We start from the raw sequence: 19,380 nt of genomic DNA on the forward strand, positions 1-19,380 counted from the left end.
GGTTTGCCCGGCGCAGCTCTCATCATGGGGCGGGATCTTTCCCATCCACGACCCCGGATAGATTCGAGCAAGTCCACTTTATGCCAACACCGCCTCGCTTGCAAAAATCGGGCTGACCATAGATTTTTCATTCGACGAGTCCAGCTCGTCAAACCATGGCCTGCGGCGCGTTACAGGCAGGCGCTGATTGCACTGGTGGCGTCGCTGCCCGCGCCGCCACCGGCGCGAAAGCCGACCCACGTACCCTTGCCGCTGGGTGAGGGCCGCACCACGGCGGCAGCACCGTTAGGCGGCTGTTGACCGGGGACGTAGACATCCATAGCCTGATCGTTGGCCATGATGTCCTGGGACACGACCTGTTGCTGCGTGCCGTCTGCCCATTTCTGCGCAATGCAGGTGGCAACGGCCTTGGGCGCTTGCTGGCTTTGGCCGACGGATTGAACGCCAGCGGGTGGTTGAGCGGCATAGGCGGAAATTGCCACGGTCAATGCGATTAACGGTAGATATTTCACGTCATCTCCTCAAAAGTCGCTCAAAATCGAGCCGAGTTACGCGGATTGCGAAAGTGTCAGATAACACTCTCCGACCCACGTTCCCGCAGTTCTGAAACAAGTTGTTAGCAGCCTTTATCAGCGCGGCGAACTTGTGCGAAGGAGTGGCTTGACGGCGGGCCACACGTTGTTGAGGAGCACGGGCTGTGCCTGCTGGGTCGGATGAATCTGATCGGCCTGGAACATGTCGGGTTTGTCGGCGATGCCGGCGAGCAGAAACGGCACGAGCGGCACGCGCAGTTCCTTCGACAGCTCGCCGTACAGGCCGTGGAACTTTTGCGTGTAGTCCGGGCCGTAATTAGGCGGCACGTACATGCCGACCAGCACGACCTTCGCGTGACCCTGTTGCGCCTGCTCGATGATCGTGCGCAGGTTGTCTTCGGTGGTGGAGAGCGGCACGCCCCGTAGAGCATCGTTGGCGCCGAGCTCGACGATCACGATGCTGGGCTTTAAGCGCTGCATGAGCGCCGGCAGGCGAGCGCGTCCGCCGCTCGTGGTGTCGCCGCTGATGCTTGCGTTGGCGACGCTATAATCGATTCGCTCGTCGGTGAGGCGCTGGCGCATCAAGGCAACCCAGCCGGTGTCGCGGGGCAGGCCGTATTCGGCGGAGATGCTGTCGCCGAGCACGACGATCACCGGCCTGGCGGGTTCCTGGGCGGGTCCGGGGGCATTAGCGGCGCGCGCCGTGACGCTCGCCGAAAGCAGGGCGGCGGCCACCACGGCAACGCCGAGCGCCGTTTTCAGTGCCGTAACCCGGGGCGTCATGGCACGCACTTTCAACCTACGCTTCACCATGCTAAACAAAACTGATCCAGTCATCGAAGTGCGGGGTTTGTGCAAGAAGGTTAAGGATGCAACGGGCGAACTGACGATTCTCGACGAGATCGATCTTGCTATCGATGCCGGCAGCAGTGTGGCGATCGTCGGTGCATCCGGGTCGGGCAAGTCTACGCTGCTTGGCTTGCTCGCAGGATTGGACAGTGCCAGCGCGGGCTCGGTTCGGCTGCTGGGCCGCGAACTCACGGAACTGAGCGAAGACGAGCGGGCCGCGTTACGCAGCGGCGCGGTCGGTTTCGTGTTCCAGTCGTTTCAACTGATGCCGCACCTGACCGCGCTCGAAAACGTCACTCTGCCGCTGGAACTGCAAGGCGGCATCGGCACGCGCGAGGCCGCGGCGCGTGCGCGGCGTCTGCTCGAACAGGTGGGGCTCGGCAAGCGCACCGGCCACTATCCCAAGCTGCTGTCGGGCGGCGAACAGCAGCGTGTGGCGCTGGCACGCGCCTTCGTCACGCACCCGGCCATTCTCTTCGCCGACGAGCCGACCGGCAGTCTCGATGCCGCTACCGGCCATGCGGTGATCGATCTGATGTTCGAGATGAACCGTGCGAACGGCGCCACGCTGGTGCTCGTCACGCATGACGTCGAACTCGCGCGCCGCTGCGATACGACCGTGACGATCGAGGCGGGGCGGCTCGCCTGAACGAGTCTTTAGCACGGAAAGGAGATGGATTAAAAAACAAAGCGGGCCGCAAGGGCCCGCTTCGTCGTTCCGGCAACAGTCCACTGGCGGCGCGAACTACTGCGCCGCCACGTTCCCTTACTTCTTCAACGCCGCCCGCGCCCGCGCGATCAAAGCCGACGTCGACGAATCGTGCTTCTTCTCATCGACGCTCGGTGCCGTCAGGTCGGCCTCGACCACCTTGCCGAGAATCTTGCCCAGCTCGACGCCCCACTGATCGAACGGATTGATGTTCCACACCGACGCCTGCACCAGCACCTTGTGCTCGTACATCGCGATCAACGCGCCGAGCGTGCGCGCGGTGAGCGCGTCGACCAGCAGCGTGGTGGTCGGGCGATTGCCCGGAAACACGAGGTGCGGCGCCAGTTCCGGCTTGTCCGCGCCGGCCACTTTTTTTGCCTCTTCCAGCGTGCGGCCGAGCATCAGCGCCTCGCTCTGCGCGAAGCAGTTGGCGAGCAGTTTCGGATGATGGCTCGCGAGCGGATGCTCCGGCGTGAGCACCGCAACGAAATCGATCGGCACGATCGTCGGGCCCTGGTGCAGCATCTGGAAGAACGCGTGCTGGCCGTTGGTGCCCGGCTCGCCCCACGTGACCGCGGAGGTCGGGTAGTCGACCGTGGCGCCGTCCAGACGCGCGGATTTGCCATTGCTCTCCATCTCGAGCTGTTGCAGATACGAGGGCAGGAAATGCAGCGCTTCCGAATACGGCGCGACCAGATAGCTTTGCGAGCCGAAGAAGTTGCGATACCAGATGCCGAGCATGCCGAGCAGCACGAGCAGGTTCTTCTCGAGCGGCGCGTCGCGGAAATGCTGGTCCATCTCGTTGGCACCGGCCAGCAGCTCGTCGAAATTATGCGGGCCGACCGCGATCATGATCGACAGCCCCACCGCCGACCACAGCGAGTAGCGTCCGCCGACCCAGTCCCACATCTCGAACACGTTCTCTTTGGCGATGCCGAACTTGACCACTTCCGCGGGATTGGCTGACACGCCGACGAAGTGCTTCGCCAGCGCGCTTTCCGGGCAACCCTTCGCGACGAACCAGTCGCGCAGCGAGCGCGCGTTGGTCATGGTTTCGAGCGTGGTGAAGGTCTTGGAGACGATGATCGCGAGCGTCTCTTCGGGATCGATCTGCTGCATCACGTTGTACAGATCGGCGCCGTCGACGTTCGACACGAAGTGCGTGGCGATCTCCGGCGTGGCCAGGTGGTGCAGCGCGTGCACGACCATCTTCGGCCCGAGGTCCGAGCCGCCGATGCCGATGTTCACGATATGGCGGATCCGCTTGCCGGTGTAGCCGGTCCATGCGCCGCTGCGGACCTGGTCGGCGAACGCAGCCATTTTCGCGCGCTCCGCCTGCACCTCGGCGTGGAACGGCGCTTTCGGATCGGTGGCGCGCAGGGCGGTGTGCAGCGCGGCGCGGCCTTCGGTCGGGTTGACGACTTGGCCCGCGAACATCGCGTCGCGGCGCTTCTCGACGCCGGCTTCACGGGCGAGTTGCACGAGCAGCTTGAGGGTTTCGTCGGTGATGCGGTTCTTCGAGAAGTCGGCCGCGAGACCGCCGCCCGCGAATGCAAAGCGCTCGGCACGGGTAGGGGCGGGATCGTTCTCGGGGGCGAACCAGTCGCGCAGGTGCGCATCGCGAATCTGCTCGTAATGCGTTTGCAGCGAGGACCAGGAGGGGAGCGAGTTCTGGGTCATAGCGTCCGTCTAACCAGGGGGCACGAAGAAAGGCGCGCGCGTGACACGCGGCCGGGGATGATGCAGCGATACGGTTGGCGCGTTGCCGCGCGTCCGGGTTCGCCTCGGGGCGCGGCGCCACTGCGCCGCAACCCGCGATAGACCCGATGCGCGGCGCGTTCGGTTAGCGCGCCCGGTTTATGCGCTCACCCGGATAACACGATCAGTCAACTCGATCAGTGAGCGCGGTTAGCCAGTATAGCGGCCTTAGGTGACAGGTAACAGCGCCTGGCCGCTTCCTGGCCGCTCCCTGCCGCGGCTTGAGATGGAGCGCATCTGGCGCGGGCCGCCGGCTAGGCCGGATAGAACAGGCGGTTGAGCAAGGTTCGCACCATCGGCGCCAGTTCGCCCGCCGTCAGCCCGGCCAGACCGTGGCCTTGGGCGCTCAGCGTATCGGCGGCGAGGCCATGCAGATACACGCCCGCCAGCGCCGCTTCGTAGCGCGGCAGACGCTGCGCGAGCAGGGCCCCGATGATGCCGCCGAGCACATCGCCGGTGCCGCCCGTGGCGAGCGCGGCGTTGCCGGTCGGATTGACCGCGAGGCGGCCGTCCGGGGCCGCGATGATCGTGCCGCTGCCTTTGAGCACCACCACGCTGGCAAAGCGCGCGGCCAGCGCGCGCGCCGCGGTGAGCCGGTCGCGCTGCACGCCCGGCGCGTCGGTGCCGGCAAGGCGCGCGGCTTCGAGCGGATGCGGTGTGAGGATGCACGGGTCGCCTTGCACGCCGCGCGCGGTGACGGCGGTGGCGAGCGCGGGGTCGGTGGCGATCAGGTTGAGCGCATCTGCGTCGAACAGCTTGGGCACGTCGAGTTGCAGCACGTCGCGCATGACATGGCTCGCGCGCTCGCGCTGCCCCATGCCGCAGCCGATCGCAAGCGCGTCCATCCTGTCGAGCGGCAGTTCGCCGATGTCATGCAGCATCAGTTCGGGATGCGGCGGATCGTAGGGCGGGGCGCCCGCGCCCAGCAGCGCGACGTGCACCTTGCCAGCGCCGCTAAAGAGCGCCGCGCGCGCGGCGAGGATCGGCGCGCCGCACATGCCGGTGTCGCCGCCGACCACGGCAAGGCTGCCGAAACTGCCCTTGTTGGTCGCGAAATCGCGCGGCGGCAGGAAGTCGGCAAAGAGTTCGGGCGCGTTGAGCTGCACCGCCGTCCGGCTGGCCGTGTCGACGCCGATGGGCGCGACGGTGACGGCACCGGCGAGGTCGCGGCCTTGCGCGGTGAAAAGGCCCGGCTTGGCGCCGATAAAAGTGATCGTGTGGGTGGCATGGACCGCGCCACCCTCGCCGTTGCCGACGATCGTGCCGGTGTCGCTGTCGAGACCGCTGGGGATGTCGAGCGCCAGCACGCCGCCCTGGCGCGGCCGGGCCATCGCGCGTTGCGAGAGCCGCCGGGCGATGGCCGCGAAGACGCCTTCGAGCGGACGCGTGAGGCCGATGCCGAACATGCCGTCCACCAGCCAGGTGTAGGCGTCGAGCGAGGCGGGCAGTGCCGCGGTGATGGGCACGCCCGCGGCGCGGGCCGTCTCCAGAGCCCAGCGCGCGTCGTCCGGCTTCACGTCGAGCGGCATGCACAGTTCGAGGGCAATGCCGGCCTGGTGCAGTTCTGTTGCGAGGATCAGCGCGTCGCCGCCGTTGTTGCCCGGGCCGGCGATGAGCCACACCTTCTGCCGTTTTCTTTCGATCGAGGTGTCGCGGGTGATCTGCTCCAGCAGGAAGCTCGCCGCGGACTTTCCGGCGCGGCCCATCAGCGTGTGCTTCGGCAAGGCGGCTGCCGCCTGCGATTCCGCGATGCGCAGGTCGGTGAGCGTGAGTAACGGCAGTGCCCGGTTGTGCGGGCTGATGAGGGTCGGCAGCGTGTGGTCGGCGTCGGTCATGGCGAGACCTGGCGGGTCATCGGGCGTTCGCCGGGTATTCGTCCGGTGTTCGTCGATGGCCAGGTGAGATGGCTTCTGGAATCGCTATGTTAGTGCCGATAGGCGCCGGGCGGGCGCCTGTTAAGGTCTGTTGCGGCCCGCTCGCGCGCGGGCCTGCCCGGGTCTGCCCGGGTCTGCCGTTTACCGGAAGCGCTCCGGGCGCAGCGCGGCCAGCGTGTCCGCGGGGACATCCGGCGTCGCGCCCGACACCAGATCGGCGATCAGTTTGGCCGACCCGCAGGCAAGGCCCCAGCCCGCCGGGCCGTGGCCGGCGTTGACGAACAGGCGCGGATGCAGCGCGTTGCCGACCACCGGCAAGCCGTCCGGCGAAAGCAGCTTGACGCCTTCCCACGACAGTGCCGCCGAAATACGCGCGGCGCCCGGAATCCAGTCGTGCGTGGCCTGGCCGAGCAGCGCGAGCGCTTCCTTCGTTACCGCTTCGCCCAGTGGTTTGTCGACTTGGCCGGCGCTTTGCAGGACCGCGCCGCCCGCAATCCGCAGCCGGTGATTCATGCGGCTGATCGCGATCCGCTTGACCGCATCCACGATCGCCACATGCGGCGCGCATTCCTCATGCGCGATCGGCGCGACCAGCGTATGCAGGCGCAGCGGGTGCAGCGGCAGCCGCAAGCCGAGACGCTCGAGCAGGGGCAGGCTGCCATGGCCGGCGGCCACGACCACCGCGTCGGCGTGAACCACATCGACTTCGCGCGAGCGCGCCGTCGTGGAACCGGCGCCCGGACGCGGCGCCAGCTCCACCGACGCGCGCTGCCCGTCGAGACGGATCGCGGAGACCTCGCAGCCCTGCATGAATTGCACGCCGCCCTGCGTATCGAGAGCCTGCTTGATCAGTTTGGCGAACAGCGGCGCATTGGCCGTGCGCTCCTGGTCGAACAGCACGCCGCCGGCGAATTCAGGCTCGGTGCGCACGGAATGCTCGAACGCCGCGCATTCGGCGGGCGTGAGTTCGTGGTGCGGCACTTCATGCAGGCGCAACAGACCGATGGCGGGCCGCAGCAGCTCCCATTCCTGAGGGGAGCGGACCAGGTAGAGCAGGCCGCTCGTCTGTTCGAATTCCAGCCCGAAGCGTGATTCCACGTCGGCCATCGTTTCGCGCGACAGCTCGATGAGCGGGCGCAGCAGTCCGTATTGGTGGCCGAACTCGTTCGGGTCCTGCAGTGCCGCGAGCTGTTTGACGAACTGGCGCGCGGGCCCGTTAAAGCCGGCTTTATTGATGACGCCATTTTTGGCGTTCTGGCGGCTCGCCATGAAAGTCGGGCCGAACCAGACGTCCAGCGGGGTCGGCAGGACGGTGCCGCCGTGGCCATAGGTCGCGCCTTGCGCAACCGTGGCGTGGCGCTCGACGACGCATACCCGGTGGCCGGCCGCGCGCAGTTGATAAGCGGTGGCGACGCCCGCAATCCCGCCGCCGATGACGATGACATCCATGTTCTGATTCGATTTGCCGACGGGGCGCCGAACCGGCGCGTTCCCATTGGGCGTGACATGCGGCGTGCTGCCGGGACAAGGCCCGGCAAGGCCAGGCCGCGCGCGCCGATCTGGTGAAAGGGCGAATGATAGCAGTCAAACCGGTGGCTCGGCCATGCGGACGGCGCTCCCCGGTGCGCTTCGCGTCAATGCCGAAGCCGGACCCGCGCCTGGCCTGAGTCCCACCGAAACCTTGCCCGAAGCGCACGGCGAAGGCCGTTGGAAGGCTGTTCCCGGGGTATAATCCCGGACTTATTTTCCGCCTCACGTCGCCTGCACGCGCGACTCATCGGCATCACTCATCGCGACGCAACGTCAAGTCCATGGCCCACTTCTCGTGTTTCCCCGGCGCTTCGGCCCTCTCCGATTTCCGTCAAACCCGCCTGCTCGAAACGCTTACGCGCATCGACCCGAACATCACCGGCGTGCGCGGACAGTACCTGCACTTCGTCAACGCCCAGACGCCGCTGTCCGCTGAAGACAACGCGAAGATCGAGGCGCTGATGCACTACGGCGATCCGTTCGAAGAAGTCAAGGAGCGCGGTACGGTCGAAACCTTCCTCGTGGTGCCGCGCTTTGGCACGGTGTCGCCGTGGGCCAGCAAGGCAACGGATATCGCGCATCTGTGCGGGCTCACGCAGGTGCGCCGCATCGAGCGGGGCGTCGAGTACACGGTCACGCTGAAAAGCGGCCTGCTGGGCGGCAAGAAGGCGCTCTCCGACGAAGCCCGCGTGGCCGTCGCGGCGGCGCTGCACGATCGCATGACCGAAAGCGTGTCGAGTTCGCGCGACCACGCCATGCACCTGTTCGACGAACTGCCGGCCAAGCCGCTGCAAACCGTCGACGTGCTCGGCCACGGCCGCGGCGCGCTGGAAACCGCCAACACCGAACTCGGCCTCGCGCTCGCCGACGACGAAATCGACTACCTGGTCGACGCTTTCACGAAGCTCGGCCGCAACCCGACCGACGTCGAGCTGATGATGTTCGCGCAGGCCAACAGCGAGCACTGCCGCCACAAGATTTTCAACGCGGAATGGACCATCGACGGCGAGAAGCAGGACATCTCGCTGTTCAACATGATCCGCAATACCGAGAAGCTGAACCCGCAAGGAACGATCGTCGCTTACTCGGACAACTCGGCGATCATGGCGGGCGGCATGGCCGAGCGCTGGTTCCCGCGCGCGGCGGCCGAGCAGGGCGCCGGCGAGCCGGCGGAACACTACCGCCGCAGCACCGAGCTCACCCACACCTTGATGAAGGTGGAAACGCACAACCACCCGACCGCGATCTCGCCGTTCCCAGGTGCCTCGACCGGCGCCGGCGGCGAAATCCGCGACGAAGGCGCGACGGGCCGCGGCGCGCGTCCGAAGGCCGGTCTGGCTGGCTTCACGGTGTCGAATCTGGAGTTGCCGGACGGTGTCGAGGCCTGGGAAAACGCGCGCGACGCCGCGCAGCCGCTCGCGCACCGCAATCCGGATGACAAGCACGAAGCGTACGGCCGCCCCGACCGCATCGCGTCGTCGCTGCAGATCATGATCGACGGCCCGCTCGGCGGCGCCGCGTTCAACAACGAATTCGGCCGGCCGAATCTGGGCGGCTATTTCCGCGCTTACGAGCAGAACGTGGCGGGTCTGGTGCGCGGCTATCACAAGCCGATCATGATCGCCGGCGGCATCGGCAATATTTCGGACCAGCACACGCATAAGCACGACCTGCCGGAAGGGTCGCTGCTGATCCAGATCGGCGGGCCGGGCATGCGCATCGGCATGGGCGGCGGCGCGGCGAGCTCCATGGCCACCGGCACCAACACCGCTGAACTCGACTTCGACTCGGTCCAGCGCGGCAACCCGGAAATCGAGCGCCGTGCGCAGGAAGTCATCAACGCGTGCTGGCAGCTGGGCGAGAAGAACCCGATTCTGAGCATTCACGACGTCGGTGCGGGCGGCCTGTCGAACGCGTTCCCCGAAGTGGTCGACGGCGCGGGCAAGGGTGCGCTGTTCGATCTGCGCAAGATCCAGCTCGAAGAAAGCGGGCTGTCGCCGCGTGAAATCTGGTCGAATGAAGCGCAGGAGCGCTACGTGCTGGCAATCGCGCCGGCCGATCTGCCGGCCTTCCAGGCCATGTGCGAGCGCGAGCGCTGCCCGTTCGCGGTGATCGGCACGGCCACCGCCGAGCGTCAGCTCAAGCTGATCGATTCCGAACGCAACGACGACACCGCGCACGAACCGGTCGACATGCCGATGGAAGTGCTGCTTGGCAAGGCGCCGCGCATGCATCGCGACGTGCAGCGCGTCGAGCGCAAGCTCGAGCCGGTGGATGTCACGGGCATCGCGTTGGCGGACGTCGCGGCGAGCGTGCTGCGTCACCCGACGGTGGCGAGCAAGTCGTTCCTGATCACCATCGGCGACCGCTCGGTGGGCGGCACGACCGCGCGCGACCAGATGGTCGGCCCGTGGCAGGTGCCGGTGGCGGACGTCGCCATCACCACCATGGACTACGCGGGCTTCCGCGGCGAAGCCATGACCATGGCCGAGCGCACGCCGCTTGCCGTGATCGACGCGCCGGCCTCGGGCCGCATGGCCGTCGGCGAGGCGGTCACGAACATCGCGGCCGCGCCGATCGCGTCGCTCGACAAGCTCAAGCTGTCGGCGAACTGGATGGCCGCGTGCGGCGCAGCGGGTGAAGACGCCGCGCTGTACGACACGGTCAAGGCGATCGGCATGGAGCTGTGCCCGGCGCTCGGCATCAGCATTCCGGTCGGCAAGGATTCGCTGTCCATGCGCACCAAGTGGGAAGACCGCGGCGTGGCGAAGGAAGTGGTCGCGCCGGTCTCGCTGATCATTTCGGCGTTCGCGCCGGTGGAAGACGTGCGCCGCCACCTCACGCCGCAACTGCGCAGCGCGGGCGAGTCCGTGCTGATCGCAATCGACCTCGGCCGTGGCAAGCATCGCCTCGGCGGCAGCATTCTCGCGCAGGTGACTCAGCAGGTTGGCGACACGGTGCCGGACGTGGACGATCCGGAAGATCTGAAGCGCTTCTTCGCCGCGATCCAGGCGCTGAACCATGACGGCAAGCTGCTCGCGTACCACGACCGCTCCGACGGCGGCCTGTGGGCGACGGTGTGCGAAATGGCGTTTGCCGGTCACGTCGGCGTGTCGCTGAACGTCGACATGCTGGTGCTCGATCCGAATCACGAATCCGATTACGGCGACGCCAAAGACTGGGCCAAGCAGACCAGCGGCCGCCGCGAAGACCGCACGATCCGCGCGCTCTTTACCGAGGAACTCGGCGCGGTGGTGCAGGTGCGCGCCGCGGACCGCGACGCGGTGCTGGGCGCGTTGCGTGAGCATGGCCTGTCGGCGTGCTCACACGTGATCGGCAAGCTCAACGAGCGCGACACGATCGAAATCTATCGCGACGCCAAGAAGATTTACGAAGCGCCGCGTGCCGAACTGCATCGCACGTGGAGCGAAGTGAGTTGGCGCATTTCGCGTCTGCGCGACAACCCCGCTTGCGCCGACGCTGAATACGAGGCGCTGTCCGACGCCGCGGACCCGGGCATCACGCCGGTGCTGAGCTTCGATCCGGCTGAAGACATCGCCGCGCCGTTCGTGGCGAAGGGCGCGCGTCCGCGCGTGGCGGTCTTGCGCGAGCAGGGCGTGAACTCGCACCTCGAAACGGCTTACGCGTTCGACCGCGCCGGTTTCGACGCGCACGACGTGCACATGAGCGACCTGCTGGCAGGCCGCGCCAATCTGGCGGACTTCGCCGGTGCGGTGGCGTGCGGCGGTTTCTCGTACGGCGACACGCTGGGCGCCGGCGAAGGGTGGGCGAAGGCGATTCGCTTCAACTCGCAACTGGCTGACATGTTCGCCGCGTTCTTCGGCCGTGACGACACGTTCGCGCTCGGCATCTGCAACGGCTGCCAGATGATGAGCAGCCTCGCCTCGATGATTCCGGGCGCCGAAGCCTGGCCGAAGTTCACGCGCAACAAGTCGGAGAAATTCGAGGCGCGTTTCTCGCTGGTCGAAGTGCAGGCCTCGCCGTCGATCTTCTTCAACGGCATGGAAGGCTCGCGCATTCCGGTGGCGGTCGCGCACGGCGAAGGCTACGCGGACTTCTCACAGCAAGGCGATATGTCGAAGGTGGCGGTGGCGATGCGTTATGTCGATCACCGTGGCGCGGCGACCGAGCAGTATCCGTTCAACCCGAATGGCTCGCCGAACGGCATCACGTCGGTCACGACACCCGACGGCCGTTTCACCGTGCTGATGCCGCACACCGAGCGCGTGCATCGTGCGGTCCAGATGAGCTGGCATCCGGAAGGCTGGGGCGAGGGCGCCACGGACGCGAGCCCGTGGATGCGCGTGTTCCAGAACGCCCGCCGCTGGCTGGGCTGAGGCCGTAACGCGTCATCCGTATCCGCTCGGGTACGTAATACGCCGGCACACTGCAATTGGCTCACTTCGAGCCCACTTCGTACCTGAGCGGGTACGAAGTGGGCTGAATGAACATCAAGTGAGTTGTTTCGTACCCGGACGGGTACGAAAACAGGTTCGCACGTATCTCCCGTGGCATAATGTTCCCGATCGGGTACGAACGGGACGAGGAGCGGGCGTGCAGGCATCCAACGTTTTCATCGAAAACATGACGGAGTTGGGCGATCTGGTGCGGGCATCTCGGCTCGCACAAGGGCTGACGCGCGACGAACTCGCGATCGCCACGGGCCTGTCGCCCAAGTTCATCACGCATATCGAGGCAGGCAAGTCGACGGCCCAGATCGGCAAGGTGCTGCACCTCCTCAGTGAGCTGGGCATTACCCTCAGGGCGCAGGTCTCCGTCGACATCCCTTCCGACGTGGCCACCAAGGCGGCGCAACGCCGGCGGACAACTCATGGCCGCTAGAACGCTGGTGGCCTACGCGAACGGCCGGCGCGTGGGCACCGTAAGCGATGAAAACGGCATCTGGTCATTTACCTACGACAAGGACTGGCTGGGTCGCGAGGACGCGTTTGCGCTGTCACCCGCTTTTCCGCTGAATGCCGAGCCGTACATCGACGGTTCGAGCCAGCGGCCGGTGCAATGGTTCTTCGACAACCTCTTGCCCGAAGAGGAGATGCGCACGGCGCTGGCGCGCGCGGCCCAGGTCAATGCCAGCGACGCGTGGGGCCTGCTTGCTTACTATGGCCGGGAGTCGGCCGGCGCCTTGACGCTTCTCGCCGAGAATGAACAGGAGGTGCCCGGCGGCCTGCAACCTTTGTCGTGCGCGAAGCTCGAAGCGCGCATTCAGGCCATGCCGCAGCACGCGCTTTCGGCCTCGGCGCCCAAGCGCATGTCCGCGGCCGGTGCCCAGCAGAAACTGCTGCTGACCTTGCGAGGCGAGGCGCCGGCTTATGAATTGCTGGAGCCTGTGGGCAGCGAGCCGTCCATGCATCTGCTCAAGCCCGACATGCGAACCACCGGCTATCCCCACTCGGCGATCAACGAATTTTTCTGCATGCGGCTGGCACGAGCGATGGGTGTGCGCGTACCGCCGACACACTTCTTGCGCGTGCCCTCCGCCTGCTACGTGATCGACCGCTTCGACCGTGACACGTCCACTGAGCCGGCTCGGCGCCTGCATACCGTCGACGCCATGCAGTTGTTGAATTACGACCGCAGCTTCAAATATCGGAATGCAACGGCGCAGGTGCTCAGAGAGGCCATCGAAAAAACCGGCACGCGGGCCGTGGCGCGTCTCGACGTATTCCGCTGGGCGATCTTCAACGTGCTGATCGGCAACGCGGACTCGCATTTAAAGAACCTCTCATTCTTCGTCAGCCCACGCGGCTACATGCTCGCGCCGTTCTACGATCTGGTCAGCACGGTCGTCTACCACACGCCGACTTACCAGCCGCAGCAGCAGGACCGTTGGCCGCGCTGCGACCTGACCATGCCCGTAGGAGACGCCACGCAGTTCGCGGACATCTCCAGAAAGAACATGCTGGTCTTCGGCGAAGCGCTGAGTCTGCCGCCCAAAGGCGCGGAAAAATTGCTGGATGAGATGCTGGCCACGCTCGACGCCCGCGTGTCGGAGACCCGCCGCGCCGTCGACGAAATCGCCCGGCCGAATGCCGGCGAGATCCGGCTGCTCGATTCGATCGCCGCCATGCCGCTGACGGAGATGCGCGCGGCCTTGCGCAAGTGAAGCGCGGCGGTTTCATCGCGCTATCTCAAGCCCACATGAAAAAGCCCCGCTCAGTCATGAACTGAACGGGGCTGTGTGCAGATTCGAACGCCGCTAACGAATTGGAATTAGCGTGCCCGTTTAAAGCGCTCGCCCGATTCCCAGCGGCAAAAACCCGCTTACTGAATCTTCGCGTTTTTACGCAGACCTTCTTCGAACGCCTGCAGCTTCTCCTGCTGGATCTGCTGCACGATCTGCGGGCGCACCTGCTCCAGCGGCGGCGGCGTGATGTTGCGCACATCGTCGACGCGGATGATGTGCCAGCCGAACTGCGTATGCACCGGCGTGTCGGTCATCTGGCCTTTCTGCAGATGCGTGGCCGCGTCCGCGAATTCAGGCACGTAAGCCTTCGGGTCCGACCAGTCCAGGTCGCCGCCGTTCTTGCCCGATCCCGGGTCCTTCGAGAATTGCTTGGCCAGATCTTCGAAGCTTGCGCCGGCCTTGATCTTCGCGATCAGGTCTTTGGCCTGTTGCTCGTTGTCGACCAGGATGTGGTGCAGGTGATATTCCTTGCCGCCCGCGTCCTTGATCAGCGCGTTGTAACGCGCGGTGACTTCGGCGTCGGTCGGCTGATTGTTCTTCACGAAGTCTTCGATCAGCGCGCGCAGCACGACGGTTTGCTGGGCGACGGCGATTTGCGCCTTGATGTCCGGACGATTCGGCAGGCCGCGGCGCAGCGCTTCCTGCATCAGGATTTCGCGGTTGACCAGTTCTTCACGCACGGCCATTTGCAGTTGCGGCGTATTTTGCTGGCCTTGATGAACCAGTTGGTCGATCAGCGCATCGGCACGTGCCTTCGGGATCGGCGTGCCGTTCACCACGGCGATGTTCTGTGCGAATGCAGGTGCGGCCGCAAATGCAGCCAGCAATACCCAGAGGTGGGTTTTCTTCAAGGTCATCGAAAATTTTCCTAGCGGGGCAACAAAGCGAATTCTTCGGGCGTATACGCCGTGATGGCAAGGGCATGAATGCCGCGCTGCATGGCATCGGCCAGCGCATCATACACCATGCGATGCCGCGCCACGCGGGCCTTGCCGGCGAATGCGGCCGCCACGATCGTGACACTGAAATGACCGCCGGCCGAGGCGCCGGCGTGGCCCGCGTGCTGCGCGCTGTCGTCGGTGATCTGGATCGAGGCGACCGGCGCGAGCGCGGCGGTGAGGCGGGCCTCGATCAGCGCGGCACGCTCGGCGGTGGTGGCGTGCATGAAAGCGTCGCTCGTCATGTCATTCTTCCTTCATGTACTTCGACAGCCACAAACTCTGTCCGACGATAAACACCACCAGGAACCCGGTCGCGCCGAACAGCTTGAAATTGACCCACTGGTCGGTCGTGTAGTGGTACGCGACGAACAGATTGACGAGCCCGAGCAGCACGAAGAACACCGCCCAGACGACGTTCAGCTTGCCCCAGATCGCATGCGGCAGCGTGATCTGCTTGCCCATCATCGCTTCGATCAGATTCTTGTTGAAGGCCAGCTGCGAGATGATCAGCGCGACCGAAAACGCCCAGTAGAGCACGGTCGGTTTCCACTTGATGAACGTGTCGTTGTGCAGCACGAGCGTCGCGCCGCCGAACACGGTGACGACGCCGAGGCTCACCCACAGCATCGGATCGACCTTGCGGTGGCGGAAGGCCACCCACGCGATCTGTACCAGCGTGGCGACGATCGCCACTGCCGTCGCCGTGAAAATACCCCACAGCTTGAAGGCGACGAAGAACAGGATGATCGGGAACAGATCGAACAGGAATTTCATTATCTGGTCGGGAATTCGGAGAGTGGCTTGAACAATGAGGGACGCAGTTGGGCGCGGCCATTCCGCTAAGTGCGAAGCCATGTAAGCCGCGCGTAACGGGACTGCCGCGCCGGAGTCGGATTGACCAGCCGGTGACGTATGCCGCGGCCGGCGCGTGCGCCTGACTGTTCGAGAGGCGCCGGCCGGCAACGCGCCGGACGCCGCGCTGCGTTACTTGGGCTCGAATTGTAACGCAGCCGAATTGATGCAGTAGCGCAGACCGGTTGGCGCCGGTCCGTCTTCGAACACATGGCCCAGATGCGCGCCGCAGTTCTTGCATTGCACCTCGATGCGCAGCATGCCGTGCGAGCGGTCGGTTTTCTCGGCGATCACTTCGCCGTTGATCGGCTTGAAGTAGCTCGGCCAGCCGCAGCCGGCGTCGAACTTGGTGTCCGATTCGAACAGCGGGGTGCCGCAACACACGCAGTCATAGATGCCGCGGTCCCAGTGGTCGTGGTAGCGGCCCGTGAACGGCCGCTCGGTGGCCGCGTGGCGCGTCACCTGATATTCGATCTCGGAGAGCTGCTTGCGCCATTCGGCGTCGTCTTTCTGCACGGCGGGGGCGCCGGTGTTGAGGTCGTCGGGGTTGTTCATGGTCGATTCCTTGTCTCGTGCTTCCTGTCGGGCTTGTAGTAGGGCTTGTCGTAGGGCTCGTTGTCCGGCTTTAGCGTGTCACGACGAGCAGCTCACTTCCAGCGAGCTCGCCCAGTCCGGCGGCAGCCCGGCATACGCTTCGTGCTCGGGCTGGTCGTCGAACGGGTGGCGCAGCACGGCAGCCAGTCGTTCCACTTCGGAAAAATCCTTCTCTTTCGCACGGCGGATTGCCGTTTCCGCCAGGTGATTGCGAAGAACGAATTTGGGGTTCACCCGGTTCATTGCAATGGCGCGGGTCGCGTCGTCGCGTGTTTCCTGAGACAGCCGCGCGCGGTAGTCGTTCGCCCATGCGTCGAAGGCGGCGCGGTCGAGAAACAGGTCGCGCACCGGCGCGTCGCCGCTTGCGTCGTGCTTCGACATGCGCGCCAGATTGCGGAAGGTCAGGGTAAAGTCCGCGCGATTGGCGTGCATGACCTCGAACAGGCGATTCACCAGAGCGTCGTCGCCTTCGCGCTCGGTGTCGAGGCCGAGCTTGGCGCGCATGCGCCGCTCCAGCGCCGGCGCGAAACGGTCCTTGAAACCGCCCAGCACGCGCTGCGCATCTTCGATCGCCTTCTCGCTGCGCACGCTCTCCTCGTGCTGTTCGCCCAGCAGCGGCAGCAGCCCCTGGGCGAGGCAGAAGAGATTCCAGTACGCAATTTGCGGTTGCATCCGGTACGCGTAACGGCCTTGAGAGTCGGAGTGATTGCAGATGTAGCCGGCGTCGAAGCCGTCCATGAATCCAAACGGACCGTAGTCGATCGTGAGGCCGAGGATCGACATGTTGTCGGTATTCATCACGCCGTGGCAGAAGCCGACCGCCTGCCACTCGACCATCAGATCGGCGGTGGACAGCACCGCTTCGTTGAGCAGGGCGAGATACGGATCGTCGGCTTCGCGGCAATGCGGATAGAACCGCTCGATCACATGATCGGCGAGCGTGCGCAGCGCGTCGATACGGTCGTTTGAATAGAAGTGCTCGAAGTGGCCGAAGCGCACGAAGCTCGGCGAGACGCGCGTGACCACGGCGGCGGTTTCGATTTCCTCGCGCCGCACCGGCTGATCGGAGCCGATCACGCACAACGCGCGCGTGGTGGGAATGCCGAGATGATGCATCGCCTCCGAACACAGATACTCGCGGATCGACGAACGCAGCACCGCGCGGCCGTCGCCCATGCGCGAATAGGGCGTGCGCCCCGCGCCCTTGAGCTGCAACTCGAAGCGCTGGCCCGCGTGTTCGACTTCGCCTAGGCCCAGTGCGCGGCCGTCGCCGAGCTGGCCGGCCCAGACGCCGAACTGATGCCCCGAGTACACCGACGCATAAGGCAACGCTTCGGCGGGCCATTCACGGGTGGCGTTGCCGGAGAACAGTTCGGCGAAGCCCGGATCGTTCTGCAGGCCGGCGGGCAAACCGAGCAGGGCGGCGGTCTCCGTGGAGAAGCCGACCACATACGGGGCGCTCAACGGCGCCGCCGGAAGCCGCGTCATGAAGACACTGCCCAGACGCGCAAACGCGCTTTCCGGCAAGGTGGTCAGCGCGTTGGAAAGAGCCGATAACGGCTCGGATAACCCTGCAATGCTTGGGGAAAACGACATATTGAGCGCCTCTGGTTTAGCCGATATTGTAAGTCCGCGCCCGCGGCGCTGCTGGCCGGCCGGCATCATGCCTTTCGCGTACCGGCCCGGGCTGCAAGCCGATTGAACCACTCAAGCCGAGGAGAGCACGCTTTATGACGACGCCGCTGGCCGGTCAGATGATGGATGTGCCGCTTACCGTATCCTCGCTGCTCGCGCATGCCGCGCGGCATTTCGGCAGCACTGAAATCGTGTCGCGGCGTATCGAGGGCGATCTGCATCGCTACACCTACCGGGACTGCGAGAAGCGCGCGAAGCAGCTCGCGCAGGCGCTGCTCGGGCTCGGCGTAGAAGCCGGCGAGCGGGTCGCGACGCTCGCCTGGAACGGTTACCGGCATCTGGAAACGTATTACGGCACGACCGGTTTCGGCGCCGTCTGCCACACCATCAATCCGCGCCTCTTTCCCGATCAGATCACCTACATCGTCAATCACGCCGACGATGCCTACGTGCTGTTCGACATCACCTTCGCAGCGCTCGTCGACGTCATCGCGCCGCAGTGCCCGAAAGTGCGCGGCTGGATCGCACTGACCGACGCGGCGCATCTGCCGGCCATGCAAACGCCGGTGCTTTGCTACGAGACGCTGCTGGCCGCGCAGGACGGTAATTTCGAATGGCCGCCGATCGACGAGCGCCAGGCCTCGTACCTGTGCTACACGTCCGGCACCACCGGCAATCCGAAGGGCGCGCTGTATTCGCATCGCTCGACGGTGCTGCATGCGTTCGGCGCCTCCTTGCCCGATGCGATGAGCCTGTCCGCGCGCGACGCCGTGCTGCCGGTCGTGCCGATGTTTCATGTGAATGCGTGGGGCATTCCGCACGCCGCGCCGCTGACGGGCGCGAAGCTCGTGCTGCCCGGCAAGGATCTCGACGGCAAGTCGCTGTATGAACTGATGGAAAGCGAAGGCGTCACGTATTCGGCCGGCGTGCCGACGGTGTGGCTCGGCCTGCTTGCCTATATGCGCGCAGCGGGCGTGCGCTTCTCGACGCTCAATCGCACGGTGATCGGCGGCTCGGCCTGTCCGCCGGCCATGCTGCGCACCTTCGCGGACGACTACGGCGTGCAGGTGATCCACGCGTGGGGCATGACGGAGATGTCGCCGCTCGGCACCTTGTCGAAGCTGAACTGGGAGCAGAGTCAGCGGCCGCTCGCCGAGCAGCGCAAGCTGCTCGAGAAGCAGGGGCACGCGCTCTATGGCGTCGACATGAAAATTGTCGGCGACGATGGGCGGGAGCTGCCGTGGGACGGCGTGGCGTTCGGCGATCTGTACGTGCGCGGACCATGGGTGATCGACCGCTATTTCCGCAAGGACGATTCGCCGCTGGTGGACGGCTGGTTCCCGACCGGCGACGTCGCCACGATCGACCCGGACAGCTTCCTGCACATCACCGATCGCTCGAAAGACGTGATCAAGTCCGGCGGCGAATGGATCAGCTCGATCGACGTCGAGAACGTGGCGGTCGCGCATCCGGCAGTGGCCGAGGCGGCGTGCATTGCCTGCGCGCATCCGAAATGGACCGAGCGGCCGCTGCTGGTGGTGGTCAAGCGGGCGGGCTGCGAGGTCACGCGCGAGGAGCTGCTGGCCTTCTACGACGGCAAGGTCGCCAAATGGTGGATTCCCGACGACGTCGCCTTTGTCGACGAACTGCCGCACGCGGCCACCGGCAAGCTGCAGAAGCTCAAACTGCGCGACCAGTTCCGCGATCACGTGCTGCCGTCCGCGCTCGAAGACGAAAGGGAGTGCCCGTTGACACCCGACGTCACACCGGATGTCAGGGGAAACCCTGTCTAATGAAAAATTGAACGATCGTGCTTTTCTAGTGTATTCTGCCTGCTGACCCCGGAACAGCCGGACAATGAACCGGACCACGGTTCCCC

General features: G+C 65.5%; 15 protein-coding genes. 5 read left to right on the forward strand and 10 right to left on the reverse strand.

What is annotated here, in order from left to right; genetic code table 11:
• Nucleotides 1-170: 170 nt before the first annotated feature.
• Both A6V37_RS32635 and A6V37_RS32640 read right to left on the reverse strand, forming a co-directional pair.
• Nucleotides 171-512 (reverse strand): hypothetical protein, encoded by a 342-nt coding sequence (locus A6V37_RS32635; protein WP_064286746.1) that lies wholly within the window; start codon nucleotides 510-512, stop codon nucleotides 171-173.
• A gap of 117 nt (nucleotides 513-629) precedes the next feature.
• Nucleotides 630-1,316 (reverse strand): arylesterase, encoded by a 687-nt coding sequence (locus tag A6V37_RS32640; RefSeq protein ID WP_208607905.1) that lies wholly within the window; start codon nucleotides 1,314-1,316, stop codon nucleotides 630-632.
• 28 nt (nucleotides 1,317-1,344) lie between these two features.
• Here A6V37_RS32640 and A6V37_RS32645 point away from each other — a divergent pair, with 28 nt between their 5' ends.
• The gene (locus tag A6V37_RS32645; RefSeq protein WP_064270184.1) at nucleotides 1,345-2,031 is read left to right on the forward strand and encodes an ABC transporter ATP-binding protein; all 687 of its coding nucleotides are present in this window, start codon (nucleotides 1,345-1,347) and stop codon (nucleotides 2,029-2,031) included.
• A gap of 117 nt (nucleotides 2,032-2,148) precedes the next feature.
• Here A6V37_RS32645 and pgi read toward each other — a convergent pair whose 3' ends face one another.
• The 3 genes from pgi to A6V37_RS32660 all read right to left on the reverse strand — a co-directional run bounded on the left by pgi (nucleotide 2,149) and on the right by A6V37_RS32660 (nucleotide 7,172).
• The gene (gene pgi, locus A6V37_RS32650; protein ID WP_064270185.1) at nucleotides 2,149-3,771 is read right to left on the reverse strand and encodes a glucose-6-phosphate isomerase; all 1,623 of its coding nucleotides are present in this window, start codon (nucleotides 3,769-3,771) and stop codon (nucleotides 2,149-2,151) included.
• Between the two features lie 332 nt (nucleotides 3,772-4,103).
• Nucleotides 4,104-5,684 carry a bifunctional ADP-dependent NAD(P)H-hydrate dehydratase/NAD(P)H-hydrate epimerase gene (locus tag A6V37_RS32655; protein WP_064286748.1) on the reverse strand — a complete coding sequence of 527 codons (1,581 nt, stop codon included), beginning with the start codon at nucleotides 5,682-5,684 and terminating at the stop codon, nucleotides 4,104-4,106.
• 180 nt (nucleotides 5,685-5,864) lie between these two features.
• Nucleotides 5,865-7,172, reverse strand: a complete 1,308-nt coding sequence (locus A6V37_RS32660) for an FAD-dependent oxidoreductase (RefSeq protein WP_064270187.1) — start codon at nucleotides 7,170-7,172, stop codon at nucleotides 5,865-5,867.
• Between the two features lie 362 nt (nucleotides 7,173-7,534).
• Between A6V37_RS32660 and purL the strand changes: the two genes are divergently transcribed.
• The 3 genes from purL to A6V37_RS32675 all read left to right on the forward strand — a co-directional run bounded on the left by purL (nucleotide 7,535) and on the right by A6V37_RS32675 (nucleotide 13,398).
• Complete coding sequence (gene purL, locus A6V37_RS32665) at nucleotides 7,535-11,611, forward strand: phosphoribosylformylglycinamidine synthase (protein WP_064286749.1); 4,077 nt, start codon at nucleotides 7,535-7,537, stop codon at nucleotides 11,609-11,611.
• Between the two features lie 247 nt (nucleotides 11,612-11,858).
• Nucleotides 11,859-12,116, forward strand: coding sequence for a helix-turn-helix domain-containing protein (locus tag A6V37_RS32670; RefSeq protein WP_064270211.1), 258 nt, complete (start codon nucleotides 11,859-11,861; stop codon nucleotides 12,114-12,116).
• A complete protein-coding gene (locus A6V37_RS32675) occupies nucleotides 12,106-13,398 on the forward strand; it encodes a HipA domain-containing protein (RefSeq protein WP_064286750.1) in 1,293 nt (430 codons plus the stop codon). Before A6V37_RS32670 ends, A6V37_RS32675 begins: the two co-directional genes overlap by 11 nt.
• A 158-nt stretch (nucleotides 13,399-13,556) precedes the next feature.
• Here A6V37_RS32675 and A6V37_RS32680 read toward each other — a convergent pair whose 3' ends face one another.
• The 5 genes from A6V37_RS32680 to A6V37_RS32700 all read right to left on the reverse strand — a co-directional run bounded on the left by A6V37_RS32680 (nucleotide 13,557) and on the right by A6V37_RS32700 (nucleotide 17,462).
• Nucleotides 13,557-14,336 (reverse strand): peptidylprolyl isomerase, encoded by a 780-nt coding sequence (locus tag A6V37_RS32680; RefSeq protein ID WP_064270190.1) that lies wholly within the window; start codon nucleotides 14,334-14,336, stop codon nucleotides 13,557-13,559.
• A gap of 11 nt (nucleotides 14,337-14,347) precedes the next feature.
• Nucleotides 14,348-14,662: a BolA family protein gene (locus A6V37_RS32685; protein ID WP_064270191.1), complete on the reverse strand. Its 315-nt coding sequence runs from the start codon at nucleotides 14,660-14,662 to the stop codon at nucleotides 14,348-14,350.
• Nucleotide 14,663: 1 nt separating this feature from the next.
• Complete coding sequence (locus A6V37_RS32690) at nucleotides 14,664-15,194, reverse strand: septation protein A (protein WP_064270192.1); 531 nt, start codon at nucleotides 15,192-15,194, stop codon at nucleotides 14,664-14,666.
• 210 nt (nucleotides 15,195-15,404) lie between these two features.
• On the reverse strand, nucleotides 15,405-15,827 hold the full coding sequence (msrB, locus tag A6V37_RS32695; protein WP_064270193.1) for a peptide-methionine (R)-S-oxide reductase MsrB: 423 nt from the start codon (nucleotides 15,825-15,827) through the stop codon (nucleotides 15,405-15,407).
• A gap of 78 nt (nucleotides 15,828-15,905) precedes the next feature.
• A complete protein-coding gene (locus tag A6V37_RS32700) occupies nucleotides 15,906-17,462 on the reverse strand; it encodes a protein adenylyltransferase SelO (RefSeq protein ID WP_064270194.1) in 1,557 nt (518 codons plus the stop codon).
• A 134-nt stretch (nucleotides 17,463-17,596) separates the two neighbouring features.
• Here A6V37_RS32700 and A6V37_RS32705 point away from each other — a divergent pair, with 134 nt between their 5' ends.
• Nucleotides 17,597-19,294 carry a 3-(methylthio)propionyl-CoA ligase gene (locus tag A6V37_RS32705; RefSeq protein WP_064286751.1) on the forward strand — a complete coding sequence of 566 codons (1,698 nt, stop codon included), beginning with the start codon at nucleotides 17,597-17,599 and terminating at the stop codon, nucleotides 19,292-19,294.
• The last annotated feature ends 86 nt before the right edge of the window (nucleotides 19,295-19,380 follow it).

The sequence above is a fragment of the Paraburkholderia ginsengiterrae genome (genome assembly GCF_001645125.1).
GTDB classification, from domain to species: Bacteria; Pseudomonadota; Gammaproteobacteria; order Burkholderiales; family Burkholderiaceae; genus Paraburkholderia; species Paraburkholderia ginsengiterrae.